We start from the raw sequence: 22,236 nt of genomic DNA on the forward strand, positions 1-22,236 counted from the left end.
TCTTGCAATGCGCTCCCCGCACGCGCGGGGACGGACCGCGGTCATGCACGTTGCGCCCGCCGCCGCGGACGTCTTCCGGGCTGGCGCGGCGTGCGCCTCAATCCTTGGCCGCTTGCGGCGAGCGCAGGGCGTGGCGTGTCTCAGAGAGGATGCGGCCGTCTTTGTCGACGATGAGGCGCAGGGCCCTGCCGGCATGGAAGAAGGTCAGGCGGAAGCGGCCGGCATCGGCGGCTATTCCCTCTTCGCAGCGGCTGGTGATGATACCCTCGCGCATGAGCTGCGGCACCGAGGCGGGATCGAGGCGAAAGGCACGCGCGATCAGCTCCGCCGGCACGACGAAACCGTCGGCATTGACGGTGACGGCGCTCATCTGGCCTCCCGCCAATAGTTGTTCGCTGCGGCGACCGTGGCGAAATGCACGGCCACGACATGGCTCGCGGCGGTAAGCGAATCGGCGTCCTCGGCATAGACGGGGCGCAGCCGCTCGCGCACAGCGGTGTCGGGCTGCGTCATCTTCACCGCCACACGCGCAAGCTTGACGGCAAGATCATAGCCTTCGGCGGGCGTTGCGGTGATCAGCGTCGGCAGCCAGTTCTCCATCGGTCTCTCCTGTCGTGAATTACCGCGCTCAGGCCGGAAAGGCGGGCAGTCGGCCGGAAGCGGGAAGGGTGATATCGGCAAGCGTCGTGCGATCCAGCTCGGCAAAAAACGCGGCTTCGGCAGTCCGCAGGCGCGCTTTCAGCCGGCAGCAGCCGGCAATCGTGCAGGCGCTGTTGCCTGGCGCAAAGCATTCCACCAGCGCCTGGCCTTCCTCCAGAAGGCGCACGACCTCGCCGAGGCGGATCTCGCCTGGCGGGCGGGCCAGTACCGCGCCGCCGCCGCCGCCGCGCCTGGTGGCGACAATGCCGCCGTTCGCCAGCCTCTGCATGATCTTCGCCAGGTGATGGCGCGACAGGCCGAACTCGGCGGCGAGATCGGCCGTGGAAAAGGCCGCGCCCGGGCGGCTCGCCATGCGCATCAGCGCCCTGAGGCCGTAATCGGTGAAGGAGGTGAGGCGCATCGCCGAGGGTTTTCTCCTGAATTGGTATTTACAATACCAATTAACCAGCCTAGAGAAAAAGGCAAGCCTTTCTGCGAGGACGCCGTGACGCAGCCCGCCACCAAAGCTCTCTCCATCCGCCCCGCGCGGCCGCAAAAGAGCGCCGAGCTTGCCGCCTCTGCGGGGCTCAGCGAGGCGCGGATCGAAGCGCTCGTCCACCGCTTCTACGCCAAGGTGCGGGACGATGCGGCGCTCGGGCCGATCTTCGCCGAGCGCATCGCCGACTGGCCGCCGCATCTTTCCAAGATGGTGGATTTCTGGTCCTCCGTGGCGCTGATGAGCGGGCGCTATCACGGCTCGCCGGTGACAAGGCATGCCGGCCTTCCCGTCGAATGGGCGCATTTTCGCCGCTGGCTCGACCTTTTCGCGGAGACGGCGAGGCAGACCTGCCCGCCCGAAGGCGCGGCGCATCTTATTGAGCGCGCGGAGCGCATCGCCCGCTCGCTGTTTCTGGCGATCGAACGTGCGGGCAGCGAGCCCGCGGGAACGGAGCCCCTCGCGCCACCCGCCGCCGCAAACGAAAGGACGAGACGATGAGCCAAGAGGATGCGCCGCGGGCGCAAGACATCCGCTTTCCAAGAGCGAGCCGGGCCCATGCGGAACAGCGCAAGGCGCTCGCCCCGGAGCCGGACGCGGCCTTTAAGGCCTTCTCCAAGGCGGTCTTCGCCGAGGGGGCGCTTAGCGGGCGCGCCAAGCAGCTCATCGCCGTCGCCGTGGCGCATGTCACGCAATGCCCCTGGTGCATCGAGGGCCATGTGAAGGCCGCCCGCCGCGCCGGCGCCAGCGCGGAGGAGATCATGGAGGCGATCTGGGTGGCGGCGGAGATGCGCGCCGGCGCCGCCTTCGCCCATTCGGTGAAGACGCTGGAGATTTTGGGAGACGAGACGGGGCGATGAGCGGCGGGGCCGGCATCGGGCTCGCCCGCGCCTACGATCCGCCGCAAAAGGGCGAGGGGGCGCGCCTTCTCGTCGACCGCATCTGGCCGCGCGGCCTTTCCAAGGAGAAGCTCTCCTGTGACGATTGGATCAAGGAGGCGGCGCCGAGCGCGGAACTGCGCCGATGGTTCGCCCACGATGCGAAGAAATGGGCGGCGTTTCGCGCCCGCTACGAGGCGGAGCTCGAGGAGAGGCCCGAGGCGGTGGAGCGCTGTCTTGCCTGGTGCCGTGAGGGGCGGGTGACGCTCCTCTTCGGCGCCAAGGACCGGGAGCACAACCAGGCGGTGGCGCTGCGCGATTACCTGGCGCGGAAGCTGAAGGGCGAGGCGGAGGCGCGGCGATGACGGCCAAGGCAGGGGCGGGCGTTCCTTCGGGCGCCTGGGATGAGGTTGCACGCTGGCGCCACGGCGAGCGGTCCCGGCTGCGGGCGGAGCGTCTTGAACTTCCCGCGGCGGCGCGGCAGGCGGCGGGAGAGGCGCTGGCGGCGCATCTTCACGCGCTTTTCCAGCGGCGCTTCGGCGCCATGGCGGGGCGCGTCGTCTCCGGCTACTGGCCGATCAAGGGCGAAATCGACCTGCGCGCCTTTCTCGCCAGGCTCCAGGCGGAAGGCGCCAGGCTGGCGCTGCCGGTGGTAGAGGAGCGCGCCGCGCCGCTCCGCTTCCGCGCCTATTTTCCCGGCATGCGCATGGAGCGCGGACATTGGAACATCCTGGTGCCGCCCGCCGATGCGGGCGAGCTGGTGCCGGAGGCGATGCTCGCGCCTCTCGTCGGCTGGGACGGGGCGGGCTACCGGCTCGGCTATGGCGGCGGCTATTTCGACCGCACGCTGGCGGCCCTTTCGCCGCGCCCCTTCGTCGTCGGCGTCGGGCTCCAGGCGGCGCGGCTTGCGACGATATTCCCGCAGCCGCACGACATTCCCATGGACGCCATCGTGACGGAGGCGGGCCTGGCGGTGGAGCGCAAGAACACTTTCCCTCAAGCATGAACCTTCTTGCGCCGGCGCGGCTCAGTCGCGGTCGAGCCGCCAGGGGAAGGTCTGGCGCCACAGGCGAATGAACTGCGCGCGCTTGTGCCGGTCGAGGCCGACGAGGAGGGAGGGCGACAGGGCGATGGGGCGCAAGGTGGCGTCGTCGGGATCTGAAAGGCCGAGCGCAGCGTCGCCCGTAGCGCCGGAGGGCGGCAGAAGATGCGTCGCCTGAAGCGCGCTTCGGCCGGGCGGGGAGAGGAGGAAATCGATGAAGGCGGCGGCGCGGAAGGCGTTTTCGGCGCCCTTCGGGATGAGGGCGGCGCGCGACAGGACCAGCGTGTAATCCTCCGGCGCGACGACGGCGAGACGCTCGTCCGTTTCGGCCCGCGCCAGGGCGTAGGAGCTTAGGACGTTATAGGCGATGAGGTAGTCGCCCCTCGCCACGCCGTCGATGATTTCCGCCGAGCAGCAGGTGGCGACGGCGCCGGAGCGGCCGAGCGCCTCGCTGAGGGCGCCGAAGGTCGTCGCCTGCTGGGCGTCGACGAAGGCGAAGAGATAGCCGAGGCCGGATTGCTCGATGTCGTAGGTGGCGATGCGCCCGGCATAGTTGCTGCCCGGCGGGCGCAACAGGTCGATGAGATCGAAGCGCGAGCGCGGCGCCTCGCGCGGCGGGACGAGCCGCGTGTTGTAGACCATGACGGCAAGCTCGCGGGTGACGCCGAAAAGCTCGCTGCGCCAGTTGAGATCCTCCGGCAGGCGGTCCGTCAGGGCAGAGCGGTGGGGCCGGGCGCAGCCGTCGTTGACCAGCCTCACCTGCAAATCGACGGCGGAGCTGACGAGAAGGTCGGCCGCCGGCCGCGCCTGTGCGCAGGCCTTCGCGGCGACGGCGTAAAGATCGTTGGAGGCCCATTGCTCGTAATCGATCCTGAGGCCCGGCACGGTGCCGGCGAAGGCTTCCAGCGCCGGGCGGAAGGCGGCGACGTCGGTGGTGCTCTTGATGAGCAGCCGCTCGCCGCCCGCCGGGGCGCCGAAGACGGCCGTCGCTTCCGGGACGAGCTCGGCGGCGGGGGCCTGAGGGGCGGCAAGGAGCGCCGTCAGGAAAAGGGCCGCCCGGAAAAGGAAGGCGGGCAAGGTTCTCATGCTTTCTCGCTCTTCTCCGCCGGTGCGGCCGGCACGACGAGGCTCGCCGCAAAGCCGCCCTCGGGCGGACGGGCGAATTTGAGGCTGCCGCCATGGGCCTTGGCGACGGCCCCGACGATAGCAAGGCCGAGCCCGGCCTGGCTCGGTGAGGCGCCGGCGCTGTCGAAGAAGCGGCGGCTGGCGGCCTGCCAATCCTCCGGCGGCAGGCCCTCGCCGGTATCTCGCACGGTGATGAGGGCCCGCTCGCCCTCGTTCGCGGCGCTGAGATCGACGGGCGGCCTGCCATGCTTCAAGGCGTTGTTGAGGAGGTTCTTCACCGCCTCCACCAGGGAGAATTCGTCGCCGCGGCACAGAACCGGCTCCTCCGGCAAATCGAGGCGGATCGGCGCGCCGGCTCCCTCAACGCCCGCATCGGTCTCCTCCACCGCCTTCATGGCGACAAGGCGCAGATCGACGCTCTCGCGCGGCACCGCCTCGGCGCGGTGGATGATCATGGCGTGGCTCAGAATCTGGTCGGTGAGGCGGCCAAGGCCGACGGCGCGCTTGTGGATGCGGGCGACGATGGCGCGCTGGCGCTCCGGGTCGTTTTCCTCCGCGGCCAGCTCGGCCTGGGCGCGCAGCGCCGTCACCGGCGTGCGCAGCTGGTGCGAGGCATCGGCGATGAGGCCGCGCGTCGCCGTCACCTGGCGGTCGATGCGGGCCATGAAGCGGTTGATGGCCGCGGTCAAATGGCCGATCTCCGAGGGCACGGCGAGACGCAGCGGCGTCAGGTCCTGCGGCTCGCGGCTGGACAGCAGGTTCTCGATGCGGCGAAGCGGCAGAAGGGCGGAGCGGATGGCGAAGATGACCAGCGCCACCATCAGAAGACCCGCCACGGCGACGACGACGAGAGCGCTGCCGGCGATATCCCAGGCGAGCTCGGAACGGGCGCGCAGCGTCTGGCCGACGACGACGGTGACGGTGCCGCGGAAAGCGCGCTCGGCGAAATGGCGCTTCAGCGCGACAAGGCGGACGGGCTCGCCGGCGAAGCTGGCATGGGCGAAGGCGACGTCCTCCGCCGCCTCGGGACGCTGAAGCTCGTCATAGCCGGTGAGAAGCGTTCCGTCGGGGCCGAAGACGGCGTAGACGACCCGGTCCTCGCGCGCCAGCGCCAACAAGTCGAAGGCGGAGGCCGGGATATCGACGACGACCTCGCCGTCGCGAATGGAGACGGCGCCGGCGATCTGCCCGGCGGCGCCGATGAGTAGCCGGTCATAGGCCTGCTGGGCCGCCTGCCTGCCATAGGCGAGGGCGGCGAAGGCGACGGCGAGGCCGCTCATCAGGATGATGACGGCGATCGCCGCGGCAAGCCGCGTCGTCAGCGAGGCCCGGCCGCCTCTCGCTCTCAGCCCTGTGGTCCGGCAAGAAGCTGGTATCCCAGGCCGCGCAGGGTCTTGATGGCGACGCTGCTGCCGGCGAGCTTGCGACGCAGGCGGGCGACATAGGTCTCCACGGCGTTGAGGCCGACCTCTTCGTCGTCCGCGGCGAACATGCGGCTGAAGATGCGCTCCTTGGGCACGACGCGGCCGCGATGCAACAGAAGCACTTCAAGCAGGCTGAGCTCGCGCGGGGTCAACGCCACGGGCGCGCCGGCGACGGTGAGGGCGCGTTCGGCGGGATCGAAGGCAAGGTCGCCATATTCCAGGATGCCGCGCCGCTCCGGCACGGCGGGACGGCGGGCAAGGGCGCGCACGCGCGCCTGCAGCTCGCGCAAGTCGAAGGGCTTGACGAGATAATCGTCGGCGCCGCCGTCGAGCGCTTTCACCCGCTCCTCCACGGCAAAGCGCGCCGTGACGACGAGGACGCCCGTCACCCGGCGCTGGCGGCGCAGCCAGGCGAGGATGTCGCTGCCCGAGCCGTCGGGCAGGTTCATGTCGAGCACCACGACATCGTAGGTCACCTCCTCCAGAAGCGCGAAGGCCTCCGCCAGGCTCGCCGCCTGATCGACCGCCATGCCCTGGCGGGAAAGGCTGGAGGCGATCGCGTCGGCGACGTCCAGCGTGTCCTCGATGACAAGCAAACGCACGCGGGAGCTCCCGGAAAGGGTGGGCAGCAACCCGTTATAGGCGCCAAAGCGGAGCGGCTGAAGCCGCCCGGGTCGATTGACAGGTTAATGAAAGCTTTCGGTGCTATGGGCGAGGCAGCGCCCCCTTGCCGTTCGAGCGAGCGGCGGGCGGGGTCGTAAGAAAAAGACAGGCAAGGAGGAGACGATCGTGAACAGATTGCATAGCTGGCGCGTGGCGGCGGTATCGGCCGTCGCGGCCGTCGCCCTTTCGGGCGCGGCGAACGCCTTCGAGCCGGAAGCCACCGAATGCATCGCGCCGGCCAATCCCGGCGGCGGCTGGGACTTCACCTGCCGCCAGGTCGGCAAGACGCTGCAGGATCTCGGCCTTATCCCCGGCACCATGCAGGTGACCAATCTCGCCGGCGGCGGCGGCGGCGTCGCCTATGCGGAGGTGGTCAACAAGCGTGGCGACGACAACGACCTCATCGTCGCCGCTTCCTCGGCGACGGCGACGCGGCTTGCCCAGGGCGCCTATCCCGGCAACACCATGGACCAGGTGCGCTGGCTGGGCGCCGTCGGCGCCGATTACGGCGTCATCGCGGTTTCCAAGGATTCGCCGATCAACACGCTTTCGGAGCTGATGGAGCAGATCAAGGCCGATCCGCGCTCCATCTCCGTCGCCGGCGGCTCGGCAGTCGGCGGCTGGGACCATCTGAAAGTGCTGCTCGCCGCGCAGGCGGCCGGCATCGACGATGTGCGCAACGTCAAATACGTCGCCTTCAACGGCGGCGGCGAGGCGGTGACGCAGCTTCTGGCCGGCAGCGTGCAGGCCTTCACGGGCGATGCCTCGGAGGCCAAGGGCTTCGTCGATTCCGGCGATATCAAGGTCGTCGCCGTCCTGGCGCCGGAGCGGCTTGAGGGCGACTTTTCCGCCTTCCCGACCGCCAGGGAGCAGGGCATCGACGTCATCGGCGCCAATTGGCGCGGCTTCTATGCCCCGGGGGGCATGTCCGACGAAGCCTACGATTACTGGGTCGAGGCCATCGGCAACGTCTATGCCTCCGACGAATGGAAGGACATCATGGCCAGGAACGGCCTCGCCCCGCTCGATCTGCAGGGCGCGGAGTTCGAGGCTTTCGTGCGCGAATCCGTCGACCGGATCACCGGTCTTTCCCGGGATATCGGTCTCCTCCAGTAAAGTATGATCTTCGCGGTCGGCGCCTTTCGGTGCCGGCCGCCATGTCAGCGACGAAGACCGGCCAAGCCGGCGCGCGAATGAGGGAGGAAGGCTCGTGAGCGATCGCGTTCTCGGCGGATGCGGGCTCCTGCTGGCGTTTTTCTATATCTGGCAGGCGACGCAGATCAGAGTGAGTTTCATCTCCGACCCGCTCGGGCCGAAGAGCTTTCCCATCATCATCGGCGCGATGCTCGGCCTTGCCAGCCTCTACATGATCTTGCGGCCCGATCCGGAGCCCGTCTGGCCTCGCTTTGCCCGGCTTTTTGAGATCGCCGTCGCCGTCGCTGTCCTCGCCGCCTACGCCATGCTCCTGCCGGAACTCGGCTTCGTCATCTCCACCGCGCTCGCCGCCGCCTTCCTGTCCTGGCGCCTCGGGGCGGGGCCCATCGCCGCCCCGGTCGCGGGGATCGGCATCTCGCTCGGCATCTATGCCGTCTTCCACCTCATCCTCGGCCTGTCGCTGGCGCGCGGGCCGCTCGGCTTGTGAGGCGGCGCCATGGAGACGCTTTCCAATCTCGCCGACGGCTTCGTCATCGCGCTGACGCTGCAGAACCTCTTCCTGGCGCTGCTCGGCTGCTTCCTCGGCACCGTCATCGGCGCGCTGCCGGGGCTCGGCCCCTCCAACGGCGTCGCCATCCTCATCCCGCTCGCCTTCACGCTCGGCCTGCCGGCGACGCCGGCGCTCATCCTTTTGACCAGCGTCTATTACGGCGCCATGTATGGCGGGCGCATCTCCTCCATCCTGCTCAACATCCCCGGCGACGAGCCGGCGATGATGACGACGCTGGACGGCTATCCGATGGCCCAGCAGGGAAGGGCCGGGGAGGCACTGGCGCTTTCCGGCGTCGCCTCCTTCGTCGGCGCCTTCTTCGCCACATGGGGCCTCGTCTTCCTCGCCCCGCAGCTCGTCAAGGTGGCGCTGCTCTTCGGCCCGGCGGAGTATTTCGCCCTGTTCTCGCTCGCCTTCGCCACGCTCGGGGGCATCGCCTCCAGGAACCAGGCGAAGGCGGCGATGGCCGCCGCGCTCGGGCTCGGCATCGCCATGATCGGCGTCGACGGGCAGACCGGCGTGCCGCGCTTTGCCTTCGGCAACGTGCATTTTTACGACGGCATCGACTTTCTGGTCGCCATCGTCGGCCTCTTCGCCGTCTCGGAAGTCTTCGTCTTTCTGGAGCATCGCGGCGAGGCGAGGGGCGCGGGCCAGGAAGACAAGATGAAGCTCGGGCGGGTGACGCCCTCGCTCGCCACGCTGGCGGGGACGGGCTGGACGATGGCGCGCAGCACCGTGCTCGGCTTTCTCTCCGGCGTGCTGCCGGGGGCGGGCGCCTCGCTCGGCTCCTTCATCTCCTATTCGGTGGAAAAGCGCCTCGTCGACCGCGAAGGCACCTTTGGCACGGGCGATCCGCGCGGGGTGGCGGCGCCGGAGGCCGGCAACAACGCCGCCGCCGGCGGGGCGCTGGTGCCGATGCTGGCGCTCGGCGTGCCGGGCTCCGGCACCACGGCGGTGCTTCTGGCCATGCTGCTGGCGCTCAACATCACGCCGGGGCCGCTGCTGTTCCAGTCCAACCCGGATGTGGTGTGGGGCCTGGTTGCGGCGCTGTTCATCGGCAATCTGATGCTGCTTCTGCTCAACATTCCGATGGTCAGCCTGTTCGTGCGCGTCCTTCTGGTGCCGCCGAAATACCTGATGCCGATCGTGGCGATGATCTCCTTCGTCGGCATCTACGGCATTTCCGGCTCCACCTTCGACCTTCTGGTGATGATCGTCTTCGGCGTCATCGGCTGGGTTTTGCGCAAGCTGGAAGTGCCGCTGGTGCCGATCATCCTCGGCGTGCTCCTCGGCAACGAGATGGAATCGAACCTGCGCCGCGCCCTCACCATCTCCGACGGCGACTGGTCGATCCTCGTCGGCTCGCCGCTCGCCATCATCCTGTGGGCGCTGGCCATCACCGGCTTCGTCCTGCCGATGCTCTTCGGCCGCTTCTTCCGCATGCGCATGCGCCACGAGCGGGCGGGCGAAGAGGGCGCCGACCCGGACTGAGCGGGCCGGCGCCGCGGCGGTGCGCCGGCATCATCGCCGCATGTCAGACAAGATGGTTGCGCCTGCCGGCCAAACGCGACATGGCGAGGCAAAGCGCTTCTCGGCGATGCTGGCCACGAGGCGGGTTTGTCATCCAGTCCTGTCTATGTAATAATAGAATGAATATCATAAATTATCTCGGTTTCTCAATTACATAGATTGCCGCTTATCTGCGGGGGAAGCCTTCGGGACAAGGAGGAATCGCGCCATGGGCAAGCAAGGGGTGGGTGTCGCCCTTCGCCGCAAGGAAGACGACCGATTGATGCGCGGTCGCGGCCGCTTCATCGGCGATGTGCGCTTTGAGGGACAGGTGGAACTCGCCTTCGTGCGCAGCCCCGTCGCCCATGGCCGCATCCTTGGCGTCAACATCCCGCCGGAACATCGCGAGCGCGTCTATCTCATGGAGGACATGAAGGGCGTTGCCGGCATTCTCGCCCGCTCCGGCCTGCCCGGCTTCAAGGCCTCCGTGCAGATGCCGCTGGCACAGGGCAAGGTGCGCTTCGCCGGCGAGCCGATCGCCATGTGCGTGGCGGCAACGCGCGCCGAAGCGGAGGATATCGCCGCCACCGTCACGCCGGAGATCGAGGAGCTCGCCGCCAATCACGACATGCTGGAGGCGACCAAGAAGGGCGCGCCGAAGGTCCACGACGACTGGGCCGACAATGTTTTCCTGGAAACCTTCATCGACGGCGACATCGACAGCGTGGCGAAAGACGCGCCGATCGCCGTCAGCCGCACCATCCGCACCGGCAGGCAATGCATGGCGCCGCTGGAGGGCAAGGGCTGCATCGCCTTCTACGACCGCTATGTGGAGCAGCTGGTGCTTTGGACGGCCACTCAGATGCCGCATATCGTGCGCAGCGGCCTTGCCGAATGTCTCGGCATGGAGCATCGCAAGATCCGCGTCGTGGCGCCCGATGTCGGCGGCGGCTTCGGCTGGAAGGGCCTGTTGCAGCCGGAGGAGGTCTGCGCCGCCTGGCTCGCCATGCATCTCGACCGGCCGGTGAAATGGCTGGAGGACCGGCGCGAACATCTCATCGCCGCCGCCAATTGCCGCGAGCATCATTACGAGCTCACCGCCTATGCCGACCGCAGCGGGCGCATTCTCGGCCTCGATGCCGTTGCCCATGTCGATGCCGGCGCCTATTCGGTCTATCCCTTTTCCGCCTGCCTTGAGGCGGCGCAGGTCGGCTCCATCCTGCCCGGTCCCTACGACCTCACCCATTATCGCTGCCGCACCTATTCGGTGTGCACCAACAAGCCGCCGATCGTGCCCTATCGCGGCGTCGCGCGCACCGGCGTGTGTTTCGCCATGGAGCTGATGGTCGACGCCATCGCCCGCGAGGCGGGGCTGGAGCCGCACGAGGTGCGGCTCGCCAATCTCGTCACGCCGGAGCAGATGCCCTACCGCAACGTCACCGGCAAGGATTTCGACCTCGGCGACTACCCGGAGAGCCTGCGCCGCGCCGCCGAGATGATCGGCCATGACGAGGTGCGCCGGCGCCAGGAAGTCGGCGAGGCGGACGGGCGGAAGATCGGCATCGGCTACGCCACCTATTGCGAGCAGGGCGCCCACGGCACCTCCGTCTATCACGGCTGGGGCATTCCCATGGTGCCGGGCTTCGAGCAGAGCCAGGTGCGCCTCACCCCCGACGGCACGCTGGAAGTCAGGGTGGGCAACCAGAGCCACGGCCAGTCGCTGGAGACGACGCTGGCGCAGGTGGTGAACGAGGTGCTCGGCGTCGATCCGGAGAAAGTGAACGTCCTGCATGGCGACACGGCGCTGTCGCCCTATTCGACCGGCACCTGGGGCTCGCGCTCGGCGGTGATGGTGGGCGGGGCCGTCGCCGCGGCCTGCGAGAAGCTTGGCGAGCGCATCCTCGGCATCGGTGCCCATCTTCTGCAGGCGCGCCCGGAGGAAGTGCGCATCGCCGACGGTGCCGTCGCCAGCGAGGCGGGCTCCGTCAGCTTCGCCGAGATCGCCGCGACCTGGTATCTGAAGCCGCAGAACCTGCCGCCCGGCGTCAATCCGGACGGGCTGGAACTGACCGCCGGCTACCGGCCGAAGGTCGATACCGGCACCTTCTCCTACGCCAGTCATGCCGCCATGGTGGCCGTCGACCTTGAAACGGGCCATGTCGACCTTCTCGATTACGTCATCGTGGAGGATGGCGGCGTGCTCATCAATCCGATGGTGGTGGACGGGCAGATCTACGGCGGCACGGCCCAGGGCGTCGGCACGGCGCTCTACGAGGAGATGACCTATGACGGTCACGGCCAGCCCCTGGCCTCCACGCTCGCCGACTACATCCTGCCGGGCGCCAACGAGGTGCCGGATGTGCGTATCGCGCATATGGAGACGCCGTCGCCGAATACGCGCTTCGGCCAGAAGGGCATCGGCGAGGGGGGCGCCATCGCGCCGCCCGCCGCCATCACCAATGCCATCAACGACGCAGTGAAGGATCTCGGCGTGGAGATGAACGTTTCGCCGGTCACGCCCTATCGGCTCCTGGCCGCCATCACCGAGGCGCAGACGGCGGGCGGCGCCGTGCGCCAGAAAGAGGAAGCGGCAGCATGAAGCCGGTGCCTTTCGATCTCGTCGTCGCCAAGGACGTCGCCGGCGCCGTCAAGGCGCTTGGCGAGGAGGGGGCGAAGGCCGTCGGCGGCTTTCAGAGCCTCGGCCCGATGCTCAATCTGCGCCTTGCCCAGCCGCGCATCCTCATCGACGTGACGCGCATCCCGGAGCTGCGCGGCATACAAAGGAGCGATGAGAGCGTCGTCTACGGCGCCTGCATCACCCATGCGGAGTTCGAGGACGGCGCCGTTTTCGACCCGACCGGGGGCGCGCTCGCCAGAGTGGCGAGCGGCATCGCCTATCGCGCCGTGCGCACGCGCGGCACCATCGGCGGCAGCCTTGCCCATGGCGACCCGGCGGCCGACTGGCCGGTGGCGCTGGGGGCGCTGGATGCGCGCGTGCGCATCGCCGGCGAGCGCGGCGTCAGGCAGATGCCGGTGGCAAGCTTCATGACCGGAGCCTTCGCCACCGCCCTGCAGCCGAACGAGGTGGTGGTGGCGGTGGAAGTGCCGCGGCCCTCGCCGCAGGCGCGCTTCGGCTTCTGGAAATTCTGCCGCAAGGTCGGCGAGCTCGCCGAGGCGATCTGCGGCGTCTATTGCGATCCGGAACGCGGCGTGCACCGGATCATGATCGGGGCGATGGAGGGGCGGCCCGTGGTGCTGGCGGACGTGCCGGAGGTGTTTGAGGATGCGCGCGCGCTCGAAGCCGCGCTCGCCGATCTCGATCTCGGTTCGGACCCGGTGCACCGCAAGCTGCATCTCGCCGCCATCAAGCGCGCCGTCGCCGATATGCGCCAAGTCTCAGGAGCTTCCGCATGAATGCCGTCGAGCTGACCGTTAACGGGCGCAAGGTTTCGGCCGAGGTCGAGCCGCGCACGCATCTGGCGGATTTCCTGCGCGAGCGCGAGCTTCTGACCGGCACGCATCTGGGATGCGAGCACGGCATCTGCGGCGCCTGCACCGTGCTCATCGACGGGGAGCCGGCGCGCTCGTGCATCACCTATCCGGCAAGCCTCGACGGGGCCGAGATCACCACGATCGAGGGCTTTGAGGAGGATAAGGTGATGGCGGCGCTGCGCGAGGCGTTCCAGCGCGAACATGCGCTGCAATGCGGCTATTGCACGCCGGGCATGCTGGTCATGGCGCGCGATATCGTTCTGCGCCTGAAAGAGCCCGATACGGAAAAGATCCGCTACGAGCTTTCCGGCAATCTTTGCCGGTGCACGGGCTATGTCGGCATCGTGCGGGCGATCGAAAGCACCATCCTCGCCCATCACGGCGCCGGCAAGGACGCGGTCGCGGGGGGCGCGGTCGCGGGGGGCGCGGCAGCGGCGGCGGCGATGGCGCCGAGACGGGCCCTGTCCGATGTCGCCCCGCCGGCGGTGACGCTGAGCGAAGAAGAAGCCGGACCGGTTTCCTCGGCGCGGCTGGAGGAGCTGAAATTCGAGAATACCGAGGACGGGGCGACGCGCATCACCCAGGCCTTCGTCGTCGGCTTTCCGCGCAAGCAGGTCTGGGACTTCTTCCAAGACCCAAGAAAGGTGGTCGGCTGCATGCCGGGCGCCAGCCTGTCGGAAGTGCATGCGGACGGGCGGGTCGCCGGCGAGATGCGCATCCGCCTCGGGCCGATGGGGGCGAGCTTCGCCGGCGAGGGCGAGATGGCCTCCGAGCCGGAGAGCTTCAGCGGCACCATCACCGGCCGCGGCAAGGATACCAGCAGCTCCACACGGGCGAGCGGCCTGGTGCATTACCGGCTGGAGGAAGCCGATGGCGGCGGGGCCACCCGCGTCGCCGTTTCGGTGGAATACACGCTGATGGGCCCGCTGGCGCAGGTCAGCCGCGGGGGGATCGCCCGCGATCTCGCCGGGCGGCTGACGCGCACCTTCGCGGAAAACCTGGAGGCGAGCCTTTCCGGCCGCGAGATCGCCAAGGGCAACGACGAGCTCGGCGCCGGCACGCTGCTTCTTGCCGTCATCAGGGACTGGCTGCGGCGCCTGTTCGGGCGCGGCTGAGCGGCATCAGAGCAAGACCGCGGCGCCATCGCGCGCCGCGGTCGAGATGGCTCAGCCGAGAAGGTCGATATCGAGGCGCACGCAATCGCCGCGATAGACGATGTTGCCGGTGTAGATGACGGTATCGTCCGCGTCGGTGACGACGAGATGCGCCTCGGCGGTGGGAAAGCCGATGCCGATGCGCAGCAAGCTCGCCACGCGCGTATCGGCGGCGCCGATGATGAAGCTCTGATGCGCCGATTTGATGTTGAGCTCCGGCATGGTGGAGAGCACGCAGATGGAGGGCTCGCGGGTGAAACGCTCGGGCGCGCGCGCCACGATAAATTCCGCCACGTGCACGCAGGCGAAGGAGAAATTCTGGTTGCCGCGCGACTGCACGCTCTCAAAGTAGCTGTAAGAATCGGCCGGCGTACCCTCGGCGGGCGCAATGGTCGGCGGCGGCACCGGCGCCTTCACCTCCAAAAAGCGCGGCGTGTTGGCGCCGATGGTGTTGACGATGGACTGCCATTTAAGATCGAGCCGCAGCCACCTCTTATCCTCCACCGTGCCGGCGACGAAGGTTCCCTTGCCCTGGACGCGGCGCAAGAGCCCCTCATTCTCCAAAAGTTCCACCGCCTGGCGCACGGTGACCCTGGCGACCGCGAACTCGTCCTCCAGCGCGGCAAGCGTGGATATCTTCTCATTGGCGCGCCAATGGCCCTCCTCGATCCGCCGGCGGATAGCGGAGGCCACCTGCAGATAGCGGGGTATGGGGCTGCGGTCGTAATCGGGTGCCATCGTCGTCACGCTGGTTTCATAGCCTCCGTCGGTGCTGAAAGAGGGCGATCGTTAGTGGCGCCAGCGCAACCAGAAATCAAGCGTGGGCCAGAAAACTGACGGCTCGCTGGTGTTCGGCGGCTTGGCTTGACCCCCCACATGACCCTCGTATAGCATGTGGTATTAAATATAGGAACGCAGTATCTAAAAATCTAATGCATATGGCAATTTAGGTTGTATCGGGTTCACCCAAAAGGAGACATGGACAGGTGATGGGAATGGCTGAAAGCGCCGCCAAGCGGCGACAGCGGGCCACGCGCTCGCACAAGCGTGCCGCAGGCGCTGTAAGGGGCGCGCGACGCTCTGCCGAGATGAGGGGCTTCGCCATGGCAAGGCCGGTCGGGGTGGAGGCGTCGATATGAGCGGCGCGCCTTCGCTCCTGGCCGTCCTCGGCGGCACCGGCGCCCTCGGCGGGGGCCTTGCCATCCGCGCGGCGCGCGCCGGCATTCCCGTCATCATCGGCTCGCGCACCAAGGAGAAGGGCGAGCAGGCGGCCGCCGCCATCAAGGCGGAGGTGCCGGAGGCCGATGTGCGCGGCACCGACAACGCCGAGGCGGCCGCCACCGGCGAGATGGTCGTCGTCACCGTGCCGTTCGCGCATCAAGCCGACACGCTGGCGGCGATCGCCCCGCATGTCGGCGGCAAGATCGTCGTCGACACCACCGTGCCGCTGATGCCGCCGAAGGTGGCGCGCGTGCAGTTGCCGGAGGAAGGCTCTGCGGCGGCGCGGGCGGCGCGCACGCTCGGCCCGGATGTGCGCCTCGTCACCGGCTTTCACAACATCTCCGCACAGAAGCTGCGCGAGGAAGGTCCGGTCGCCTGCGACGTCCTCGTCTTCGGCGACGAGGTGGAGGCGCGCCAGGCCGTCGTCGATTTCGCCGACCGGCTGGGGCTGCGCGGCCTGCATGGCGGGGTTCTCGACAATTCCGTGGCGGCGGAGGCGATGACCTCCGTGCTGATCGCCATCAACAAGCGCTACAAGGTCGCCGAAGGGGCGGGCGTCCGCGTCACCGGCCTCGACAAGGGCGAGGGGGCGGACGGCTAAGCCGCGGCACATGGCATCCGGCCCGCTCACCCTCATCGCCTTGCAGACGCTGCCATCGGTCACCGTCGACACGGATCTGTGCGGCGAGATCCTGGCGGCGGCCGAGCGCGAGGGCGAGAAGCTTCGCGACGGCGATATCCTCGTCGTGGCGCAGAAGGTCGTCTCCAAGGCGGAGGGACGCCTCGTCGCGCTCTCCTCGCTGACGCCTTCGCCGCGCGCCCTGGCGCTGGCGGAGGAGACCGGCAAGGAGCCGGAGCTGATGGAGGCGATCCTTTCGGAGACGAAAACGGTGCTGCGCACGCGGCCCGGCCTCGTCGTGGTGGAGCATCGGCTCGGACATATCATGGCCAATGCCGGCATCGACCGCTCCAATACCGGGTGCGGCGAGGATTGGGTGCTGCTTTTGCCGAAGGACCCGGATGCCAGCGCCCGCGCCCTGCGGCGCGAGATCGGGGCAAGGGCGGGGGCGCGCATCGGCGTCATCGTCTCCGACAGCTTCGGCCGGCCCTGGCGCTTCGGCACGACGGGCGTCGCCATCGGCGTCGCCGGGCCGGCGATGCGCCTCGACAGGCGCGGCGAGCCCGACCGCGACGGACGCGCCCTGGAAGTGACGGAGATCGGCCTTGCCGATTCCCTCGCCGCCGCCGCGGTGCTGGCGATGGGCGAGGGGGCGGAGAGCCGTCCCGTCGTCATCGCGCGCGGCCTTGAATGGATGGAAAGCGGCCAGAAGGCCGCCGACGGTCTCAGGCCGGCAAGCGAGGATCTGTTCCGATGAACCGCGAAAGCCAAGCAGGGCAGCATGTTCAGGGCTCAGTCGTCGCCCTGTGCGGCGGCGTCGGCGGCGCCAAGCTGGCGCTCGGCCTTGCCCATGCGCTGCCGGCGGAACGGCTTACCATCGTCGTCAATACCGGCGACGATTTCTCCCATTTCGGCCTGCATGTCAGCCCGGACATCGACACCGTGCTGTATACGCTGTCGGGCCGGGTGAACCCGGAAACCGGCTGGGGCAGGGCGGGCGAGACCTGGCGCTTCATGGAGGCGGTGGGCGAACTCGGCGGCGAGACCTGGTTCTCGCTCGGCGACAGCGACCTTGCCACGCATGCCGTGCGCACGGCGCGGCTTGCAGCCGGCGAGAGCCTCACCGCCATCACGAGCGATTTCGCCAAGGCCTTGGGCATCGGCCCGCAGGTGCTGCCGGCGAGCGATGCGCCGATCGCCACCATGGTGGAGACGGCAGAGGGCACCTTGCCCTTCCAGCGCTATTTCGTCGGGCAGAAATGCGCCCCGGCGGTCAAGGCGCTGCGCTTTGCGGGGGCACAGGCGGCGCGGCCCTCCGCGGAGGTTGCCGCAGCGCTCAGCGCGCCGGACCTTGGCGTCATCATCCTCTGCCCCTCCAATCCCTATCTTTCCATCGATCCTATCCTCGCCATTGCCGGCATGCGCGGCCTCATCGAAGGTGCCGGCGCGCCGGTCGTCGCCGTCTCGCCGCTCGTCGGCGGCAGGGCGGTGAAGGGCCCGCTCGCCAAGATGATGGACGAGCTCGGCCATGCGCGCAGCAACGCCAGCATCCTTGCCCATTACGAGGGCCTTATCGACCTCCTTCTCATCGACGAGCGCGACCGCGCCGATGCCGGGCTTGATCCGCGGCTGAGGGTGGCGCCGACGATGATGAAGAGCCTTGAGGAACGTATCGCGCTGGCGCGCGCCGTCCTGGAGGCGGCGGGGAGCCTGCGGAGGAAGGCCGAGGCATGAGACGGGCAATGCCGAACGGGCCGGCCTGGGCGCTGGTGCCGGTGAAACGCCTCGAGGAGGCCAAGAGCCGGCTGTCGCCAGAGCTCAGCGCGCCAGAGCGGCATCGGCTGCAAAGGCAGATGCTGAGGCGCGTCGTTTCCGTCCTGCGCGCCGTGCCGGAACTTGCCGGCGTCGCCGTCATCTCCGCCGACCCGCAGGTAGAGCGCCTCGTGGCGGGGCTCGGCGCCCATCCGATCGCGGAGACCGGGCCGCGCGGCCTCAATCCGGCGCTCGGCGAGGGCGCCGCCCGGCTGGAGGCGATGGGAGCGGAACTCATCGCCGTCATTCCAGCCGACCTGCCGGAGCTTCAGGCGGAGGATGTCGGCAAGGCGCTCGAGGCGGCGCGCGAGAGCGGCGCCATGCAGGTCGTGCCGGATATGGCGCGCACCGGCACCAACGGGCTTTTCTTCTTCGCGGTGCGGCCGCCTTGCTTCCGTTTCGGGCCGGACAGTTTCCGGCGTCATCTCAGCCAGGAGGGCGCCCGCGCGCTGTCGCTCGCCTCGCTGGCGCGCGATATCGACCGGCCGGCGGATCTGGCGGCGCTCGGTGAACCTGAATTCAAGCTTGAGGAGGAGACGAGCGGATGAGCGATCTGCCGATCCATCGATGCGCAAGCCGGGTGGCCGAGGGCGAGCGGCTCGACCGGCAGGAACTCGCCGCGCTGGCGCAGAGCGACCTTGCGGCGCTGATGCGCGGCGCGGCGGAAATCCGCGACGCCGGCCACGGCGCCCTCGTCACGGTCTCGCGCAAGGTCTTCATCCCCTTGACCATGCTGTGCCGCGACGTCTGCCATTATTGCACCTTCTCGCGCCCGCCACGGCCCGGCCAGCCGATCTATCTCGGCCGCGAGGAAGTTCTGAAGATCGCCCGCGAAGGTGCACGCCGCGGCTGCGACGAGGCGCTGTTCACGCTCGGCGACAAGCCGGAGCTGCGCTTTCGCGCCGCGCGCGAGGCGCTGGCCGAACTCGGCCACGAGACGACGCTCTCCTATCTGGCGGAGATGGCCGAGGCGGTGCTTGAGGAGACCGGGCTTTTGCCGCACATCAATGCCGGCGTGATGGAGGAGGAGGAGCTTCGCGCCCTGCGCAAGGTCTCCGTCTCGCAGGGCATCATGCTGGAGACCATCTCCGAGCGGCTGTGCCAGCGCGGCCAGCCGCATTTCGGCTCGCCCGACAAGGTGCCGGCGGTGCGGCTCGCCTCCATTGCGGCGGCGGGGCGGGCGAAGATCCCCTATACGAGCGGCATCCTCATCGGCATCGGCGAGACGCTGCAGGAGCGGCTCGAAGCGCTCCTGGCGCTGCGCGAGCTTGACGACGCGCACGGCCATATCCAGGAAATCATCATTCAGAACTTCCGCGCCAAGCCGGGCACGCGCATGGCGGATGCGCCGGAGCCGGAGCTTGAGGAGCATGTGCGCACCATCGCGCTCGCACGCTTCGTCTTCGGTCCGCAAATGGCGATCCAGGCGCCGCCGAACCTGCGCGCGGGCGCGCTCGGGGCGCTGATTGAAGCCGGCATCAACGATTGGGGCGGCGTCTCGCCGGTGACGCCCGACCATGTCAATCCGGAGGCGCCCTGGCCGGAGCTTGCCCGCCTTGCGGCCGAGACCGCCAAGGCCGGCAAGATCCTGACGCCGCGCCTCACCGCCTATCCCGCCTATGTTAAGGACGCCGAAACCTGGCTCGACGACAAAGTGCGGCGCGCCGTCCTGGCGCGGGCGGACGGCGCCGGGCTCGCGCATGAAAGCGGCTGGCGTGTCGGTCGCAACGAAGGCGTCCTGCCGCTGACGACGGGCGTGGGGGAGGCCCCGGCGCTCGGCTCAGAGCTCTCGCGGGCGATCGACCGTTCCGTCGCCGGCAAGCGCCTCCATGAGGAGGAGATCGTGACGCTGTTCTCCGCCCGCGGGGCGCAGGCGCAAGCCGTCAAAGAGGCCGCCGACGCGGTGCGCCGCGACCTCGTCGGCGACGAGGTCACCTATACCGTCAACCGCAACATCAACTACACCAATGTCTGCGGCTACGGCTGCCAGTTCTGCGGCTTCTCCAAGGGCAAGCTCGCCGAGCATCTGCGCGGCCGGCCCTATGATCTCACCGTGGAAGAGATCGCCCGGCGGGTGCGCGAGGCCGATGCCCGCGGCGCCGGCGAAGTGTGCATGCAGGGCGGCATCCATCCCGATTATACCGGCGAGACCTATCTGGCGATCTGCCGGGCGGTGAAGGAGGCGGTGCCTTCCATGCATGTGCATGCCTTCTCGCCGCTTGAGGTGACGCAGGGGGCGCGCACGCTCGGCCTCTCGCTGGAGGATTTTCTTCTCCGGCTGAAGGAAGCGGGGCTGGGCACCCTGCCGGGCACGGCGGCGGAAATCCTCGACGACGAGATCCGGGTGCGGCTCAACGCCATGAAGCTGACCACCGAGGAATGGCTCAACGTCGTCGCAACGGCGCATGGCGTCGGCCTGAAGACGACGGCGACCATCATGTTCGGCCATGTGGAAGGCTACGAACACTGGGCGCGGCACCTCACGCGCATCCGCGACCTGCAGGCGCGCACCGGCGGCTTCACCGAATTCGTGCCTCTGCCCTTCGTGCATATGGAGGCGCCGATCTACCTCAAGGGAGCCGGCGCCAGGCAGGGGCCGAGCCTGCGCGAGGCGGTGCTGATGCACGCCGTCTCCCGGCTCGCCCTCAACCCGCTGATCGCCAATATCCAGACCTCCTGGGTGAAGATGGGCGAGGCGGGCGTCGCCGCGGCGCTTGCAAGCGGGGCGAACGATCTCGGCGGCACCTTGATGAACGAATCCATCTCCCGCGCGGCAGGCACCGAACACGGGCAGGAAATGCCGCCGGAGAAGATGGAGCGCCTGATTGCGGGCCTCGGGCGCACGCCGCGCCAGCGCACCACGCTCTACGCGCCGGTCTCAGAGGCGCGGCGCGCCCGCTCCTTCGGCGCCGCGCCGCTGCGGGAAATCGTCAATCCCGCGGCCGGCAAGCATGCCCGGCTCGGCGGCGCGCACCGCGCCCGCGAGATGGCAGAGACGGTGGCCGCCGGCTCCTGAGAGCCGCTTTCGGATCGGGTTCTATTCCAATGCGGGCGGCTTTTGGCCGTGCGGGCCTCTCTTCTCATCGGGTTAGCTCGTGAATTGGACGGCTGAAGCCGTGCGAGCGCGCATTGCCTGCAAGGGGCAGGATGGAGCCCGGAGCGGACCCCCATCCAATGGAAGCGATAATTCGCCGACATGACCGGGGTGCATTGTCGCAATTGATGCGTATGCAAACTTGCTATCTAACCCACCGTTAGAACCGCCTTTCGGTTTGGAACCTGAATAAACCGAATCGAGGATCATATGAAGATCTCACCGATGCTCTTCATTTGCCTCGTTTTTGCTGGTTTCGGGATTTTCCTGATTGGAGCCGGCGTGATCTGGTGGGTTTCGTTGCAAGCCAAGAAGCTTGCACATGAAATGAGCCGCTAATTCTGTAACCGGCACCCTGTTTCGGGGCTTCTTTCCGTCGCTCAAAGCGGGAGCCATCCCGGAGGATAGGTCGTGACAGGCTATCATCTCGACGATAGCTCGACCGATCTGGCGGCGTTGCAGAAGCGCCTTGAAACCTCCGATCTGATTCCGAGCCAGCAGCCCTTGCTCGATGGGCTCGACGCCAAACTGGCCGCTCTTCGCGCCGCAGGGATCCACTCGCTTGCCGATCTTCGAGCTGCGCTCAAGTCGCAAAAGGCTCTAGATTCCCTGTCGAGGGCGTCTGGTGTGGACCCGGACTATCTTGGATTGCTGAAGCGAACAATCGGTGGGTTCTTCCCGAAGCCAAGATCGCTGAATGAATTCGACTGGTTGGGAAGCGGCATCGTCGCGCGTCTTAAAGAGGCGGGTTTAACGAACACCCAGAAGCTGTTTGAGGCGGCGCCCAACGGAGCAGGCGCGCTGGCGAAGGAAATCGGCGCGGATGTAGAGGAAGTGACGGAACTCGTCACCATCTGCGATCTATGCCGCATTCAATGGGTCAGCCCCAAATATGCAAGGGCCTTGCTGGCCGCTGGTCACACCCGTGCCGCAGCTATTGCCAGGGCCGATCCGGAAACCCTTTGCGATGCGATCGCGGAAGCGAACCGGGACGCCAGATTCTACAGGGGCGCAGTGGGATTAAGAGACGTCAGACGTTTGGTGGCGGCTGCAGCCTATGTTCCCCACACACCGGACCCCGCACATCCAAATGAGCTTTGACCAACATCATGGTGGCTTCGAATCAGACACAAGACTGTGACCTCCTCAGAGATATACGCTGCCTTCGCCTCCCGTTCGGATTGATTCCCATGGCGACCACTTCGTCCGTTTAAACGCTTCGCAGGTGCGCGATGCAGGCGAGTAGCCATGCCAGTGTGGGGCGAGGCTCCCTTCCCGCCCTATCCGGAGGGTCGCTTGGTGCCTTTTCCTCCCAGCGATGCGCGCAACCGCGACCCCTGGACGCAGCACCACACGAAAAGAG

At 68.1% G+C, this 22,236-nt stretch carries 23 protein-coding genes; 16 read left to right on the plus strand and 7 right to left on the minus strand.

All coding sequences use genetic code 11. The annotated features are described in order from the left end of the window. Nucleotides 1-97: 97 nt before the first annotated feature. From Q331_RS21065 to Q331_RS0110430, 3 genes are read right to left on the minus strand one after another with little or no spacing between them, the layout of a single operon-like run. Complete coding sequence (locus Q331_RS21065) at nucleotides 98-370, minus strand: DUF6522 family protein (protein ID WP_051631011.1); 273 nt, start codon at nucleotides 368-370, stop codon at nucleotides 98-100. Beyond that, nucleotides 367-600, minus strand: coding sequence for a hexameric tyrosine-coordinated heme protein (locus Q331_RS0110425; RefSeq protein ID WP_026380634.1), 234 nt, complete (start codon nucleotides 598-600; stop codon nucleotides 367-369). Before Q331_RS0110425 ends, Q331_RS21065 begins: the two co-directional genes overlap by 4 nt. 28 nt (nucleotides 601-628) lie before the next feature. Continuing rightward, on the minus strand, nucleotides 629-1,060 hold the full coding sequence (locus Q331_RS0110430) for an RrF2 family transcriptional regulator (RefSeq protein WP_026380635.1): 432 nt from the start codon (nucleotides 1,058-1,060) through the stop codon (nucleotides 629-631). 84 nt (nucleotides 1,061-1,144) lie between these two features. Here Q331_RS0110430 and Q331_RS21070 point away from each other — a divergent pair, with 84 nt between their 5' ends. The 4 genes from Q331_RS21070 to Q331_RS0110450 are packed head-to-tail and all read left to right on the plus strand — an operon-like array spanning nucleotide 1,145 to nucleotide 3,019. Further along, a complete protein-coding gene (locus tag Q331_RS21070; RefSeq protein ID WP_245615602.1) occupies nucleotides 1,145-1,636 on the plus strand; it encodes a group III truncated hemoglobin in 492 nt (163 codons plus the stop codon). Further along, nucleotides 1,633-1,995 (plus strand): carboxymuconolactone decarboxylase family protein, encoded by a 363-nt coding sequence (locus tag Q331_RS0110440; protein WP_051631013.1) that lies wholly within the window; start codon nucleotides 1,633-1,635, stop codon nucleotides 1,993-1,995. Before Q331_RS21070 ends, Q331_RS0110440 begins: the two co-directional genes overlap by 4 nt. After that, nucleotides 1,992-2,378, plus strand: a complete 387-nt coding sequence (locus Q331_RS0110445) for a DUF488 domain-containing protein (RefSeq protein WP_026380637.1) — start codon at nucleotides 1,992-1,994, stop codon at nucleotides 2,376-2,378. The genes Q331_RS0110440 and Q331_RS0110445 overlap by 4 nt, the downstream gene beginning before the upstream one ends. After that, the gene (locus tag Q331_RS0110450; protein ID WP_026380638.1) at nucleotides 2,375-3,019 is read left to right on the plus strand and encodes a 5-formyltetrahydrofolate cyclo-ligase; all 645 of its coding nucleotides are present in this window, start codon (nucleotides 2,375-2,377) and stop codon (nucleotides 3,017-3,019) included. Before Q331_RS0110445 ends, Q331_RS0110450 begins: the two co-directional genes overlap by 4 nt. 21 nt (nucleotides 3,020-3,040) lie before the next feature. On the opposite strand, the gene Q331_RS0110455 is transcribed toward Q331_RS0110450, so the two are convergent. The 3 genes from Q331_RS0110455 to Q331_RS0110465 all read right to left on the minus strand — a co-directional run bounded on the left by Q331_RS0110455 (nucleotide 3,041) and on the right by Q331_RS0110465 (nucleotide 6,206). Next, on the minus strand, nucleotides 3,041-4,141 hold the full coding sequence (locus Q331_RS0110455) for an ABC transporter substrate-binding protein (RefSeq protein WP_026380639.1): 1,101 nt from the start codon (nucleotides 4,139-4,141) through the stop codon (nucleotides 3,041-3,043). Beyond that, on the minus strand, nucleotides 4,138-5,460 hold the full coding sequence (locus Q331_RS0110460) for a sensor histidine kinase (RefSeq protein WP_084174979.1): 1,323 nt from the start codon (nucleotides 5,458-5,460) through the stop codon (nucleotides 4,138-4,140). The genes Q331_RS0110455 and Q331_RS0110460 overlap by 4 nt, the downstream gene beginning before the upstream one ends. Nucleotides 5,461-5,525: 65 nt before the next feature. Continuing rightward, on the minus strand, nucleotides 5,526-6,206 hold the full coding sequence (locus Q331_RS0110465) for a response regulator transcription factor (RefSeq protein ID WP_026380641.1): 681 nt from the start codon (nucleotides 6,204-6,206) through the stop codon (nucleotides 5,526-5,528). Nucleotides 6,207-6,393: 187 nt separating this feature from the next. Between Q331_RS0110465 and Q331_RS0110470 the strand changes: the two genes are divergently transcribed. The 6 genes from Q331_RS0110470 (at nucleotide 6,394) to Q331_RS0110495 (ending at nucleotide 14,088) form a co-directional block, all read left to right on the plus strand. Continuing rightward, nucleotides 6,394-7,383, plus strand: a complete 990-nt coding sequence (locus tag Q331_RS0110470) for a Bug family tripartite tricarboxylate transporter substrate binding protein (RefSeq protein WP_245615603.1) — start codon at nucleotides 6,394-6,396, stop codon at nucleotides 7,381-7,383. Between the two features lie 94 nt (nucleotides 7,384-7,477). Next, nucleotides 7,478-7,909, plus strand: coding sequence for a tripartite tricarboxylate transporter TctB family protein (locus tag Q331_RS0110475; protein WP_026380643.1), 432 nt, complete (start codon nucleotides 7,478-7,480; stop codon nucleotides 7,907-7,909). Between the two features lie 9 nt (nucleotides 7,910-7,918). After that, nucleotides 7,919-9,463, plus strand: coding sequence for a tripartite tricarboxylate transporter permease (locus Q331_RS0110480; RefSeq protein WP_026380644.1), 1,545 nt, complete (start codon nucleotides 7,919-7,921; stop codon nucleotides 9,461-9,463). 247 nt (nucleotides 9,464-9,710) lie between these two features. Beyond that, the gene (locus Q331_RS0110485; protein WP_034491804.1) at nucleotides 9,711-12,080 is read left to right on the plus strand and encodes a xanthine dehydrogenase family protein molybdopterin-binding subunit; all 2,370 of its coding nucleotides are present in this window, start codon (nucleotides 9,711-9,713) and stop codon (nucleotides 12,078-12,080) included. After that, nucleotides 12,077-12,895 (plus strand): FAD binding domain-containing protein, encoded by an 819-nt coding sequence (locus Q331_RS0110490; RefSeq protein WP_026380646.1) that lies wholly within the window; start codon nucleotides 12,077-12,079, stop codon nucleotides 12,893-12,895. The genes Q331_RS0110485 and Q331_RS0110490 overlap by 4 nt, the downstream gene beginning before the upstream one ends. Next, entirely contained in the window at nucleotides 12,892-14,088 is a 1,197-nt protein-coding gene (locus Q331_RS0110495; protein WP_026380647.1) for a xanthine dehydrogenase family Fe-S subunit, read from the plus strand. The genes Q331_RS0110490 and Q331_RS0110495 overlap by 4 nt, the downstream gene beginning before the upstream one ends. Nucleotides 14,089-14,139: 51 nt before the next feature. On the opposite strand, the gene Q331_RS0110500 is transcribed toward Q331_RS0110495, so the two are convergent. After that, on the minus strand, nucleotides 14,140-14,865 hold the full coding sequence (locus Q331_RS0110500; RefSeq protein WP_026380648.1) for a GntR family transcriptional regulator: 726 nt from the start codon (nucleotides 14,863-14,865) through the stop codon (nucleotides 14,140-14,142). 397 nt (nucleotides 14,866-15,262) lie between these two features. On the opposite strand from Q331_RS0110500, the gene npdG reads away from it, so the two are divergent. From npdG to Q331_RS0110535, 6 genes are all read left to right on the plus strand, one after another. Beyond that, nucleotides 15,263-15,949: an NADPH-dependent F420 reductase gene (gene npdG / locus Q331_RS0110505; protein WP_026380649.1), complete on the plus strand. Its 687-nt coding sequence runs from the start codon at nucleotides 15,263-15,265 to the stop codon at nucleotides 15,947-15,949. Nucleotides 15,950-15,959: 10 nt separating this feature from the next. After that, nucleotides 15,960-16,724, plus strand: coding sequence for a coenzyme F420-0:L-glutamate ligase (gene cofE / locus Q331_RS0110510; RefSeq protein ID WP_026380650.1), 765 nt, complete (start codon nucleotides 15,960-15,962; stop codon nucleotides 16,722-16,724). Next, on the plus strand, nucleotides 16,721-17,701 hold the full coding sequence (gene cofD / locus Q331_RS0110515) for a 2-phospho-L-lactate transferase (RefSeq protein WP_034491806.1): 981 nt from the start codon (nucleotides 16,721-16,723) through the stop codon (nucleotides 17,699-17,701). The genes cofE and cofD overlap by 4 nt, the downstream gene beginning before the upstream one ends. Next, entirely contained in the window at nucleotides 17,698-18,327 is a 630-nt protein-coding gene (gene cofC / locus Q331_RS21075; protein WP_084174981.1) for a 2-phospho-L-lactate guanylyltransferase, read from the plus strand. The genes cofD and cofC overlap by 4 nt, the downstream gene beginning before the upstream one ends. Beyond that, nucleotides 18,324-20,795: a 5-amino-6-(D-ribitylamino)uracil--L-tyrosine 4-hydroxyphenyl transferase CofH gene (gene cofH / locus Q331_RS21080; RefSeq protein WP_051631019.1), complete on the plus strand. Its 2,472-nt coding sequence runs from the start codon at nucleotides 18,324-18,326 to the stop codon at nucleotides 20,793-20,795. Before cofC ends, cofH begins: the two co-directional genes overlap by 4 nt. A 489-nt stretch (nucleotides 20,796-21,284) precedes the next feature. Next, the gene (locus Q331_RS0110535) at nucleotides 21,285-21,974 is read left to right on the plus strand and encodes a DUF4332 domain-containing protein (RefSeq protein ID WP_026380652.1); all 690 of its coding nucleotides are present in this window, start codon (nucleotides 21,285-21,287) and stop codon (nucleotides 21,972-21,974) included. Nucleotides 21,975-22,236: the final 262 nt, after the last annotated feature.

The organism is Afifella pfennigii DSM 17143 (genome assembly GCF_000688515.1).
In the GTDB taxonomy this organism is placed as follows: Bacteria; Pseudomonadota; Alphaproteobacteria; order Rhizobiales; family Afifellaceae; genus Afifella; species Afifella pfennigii.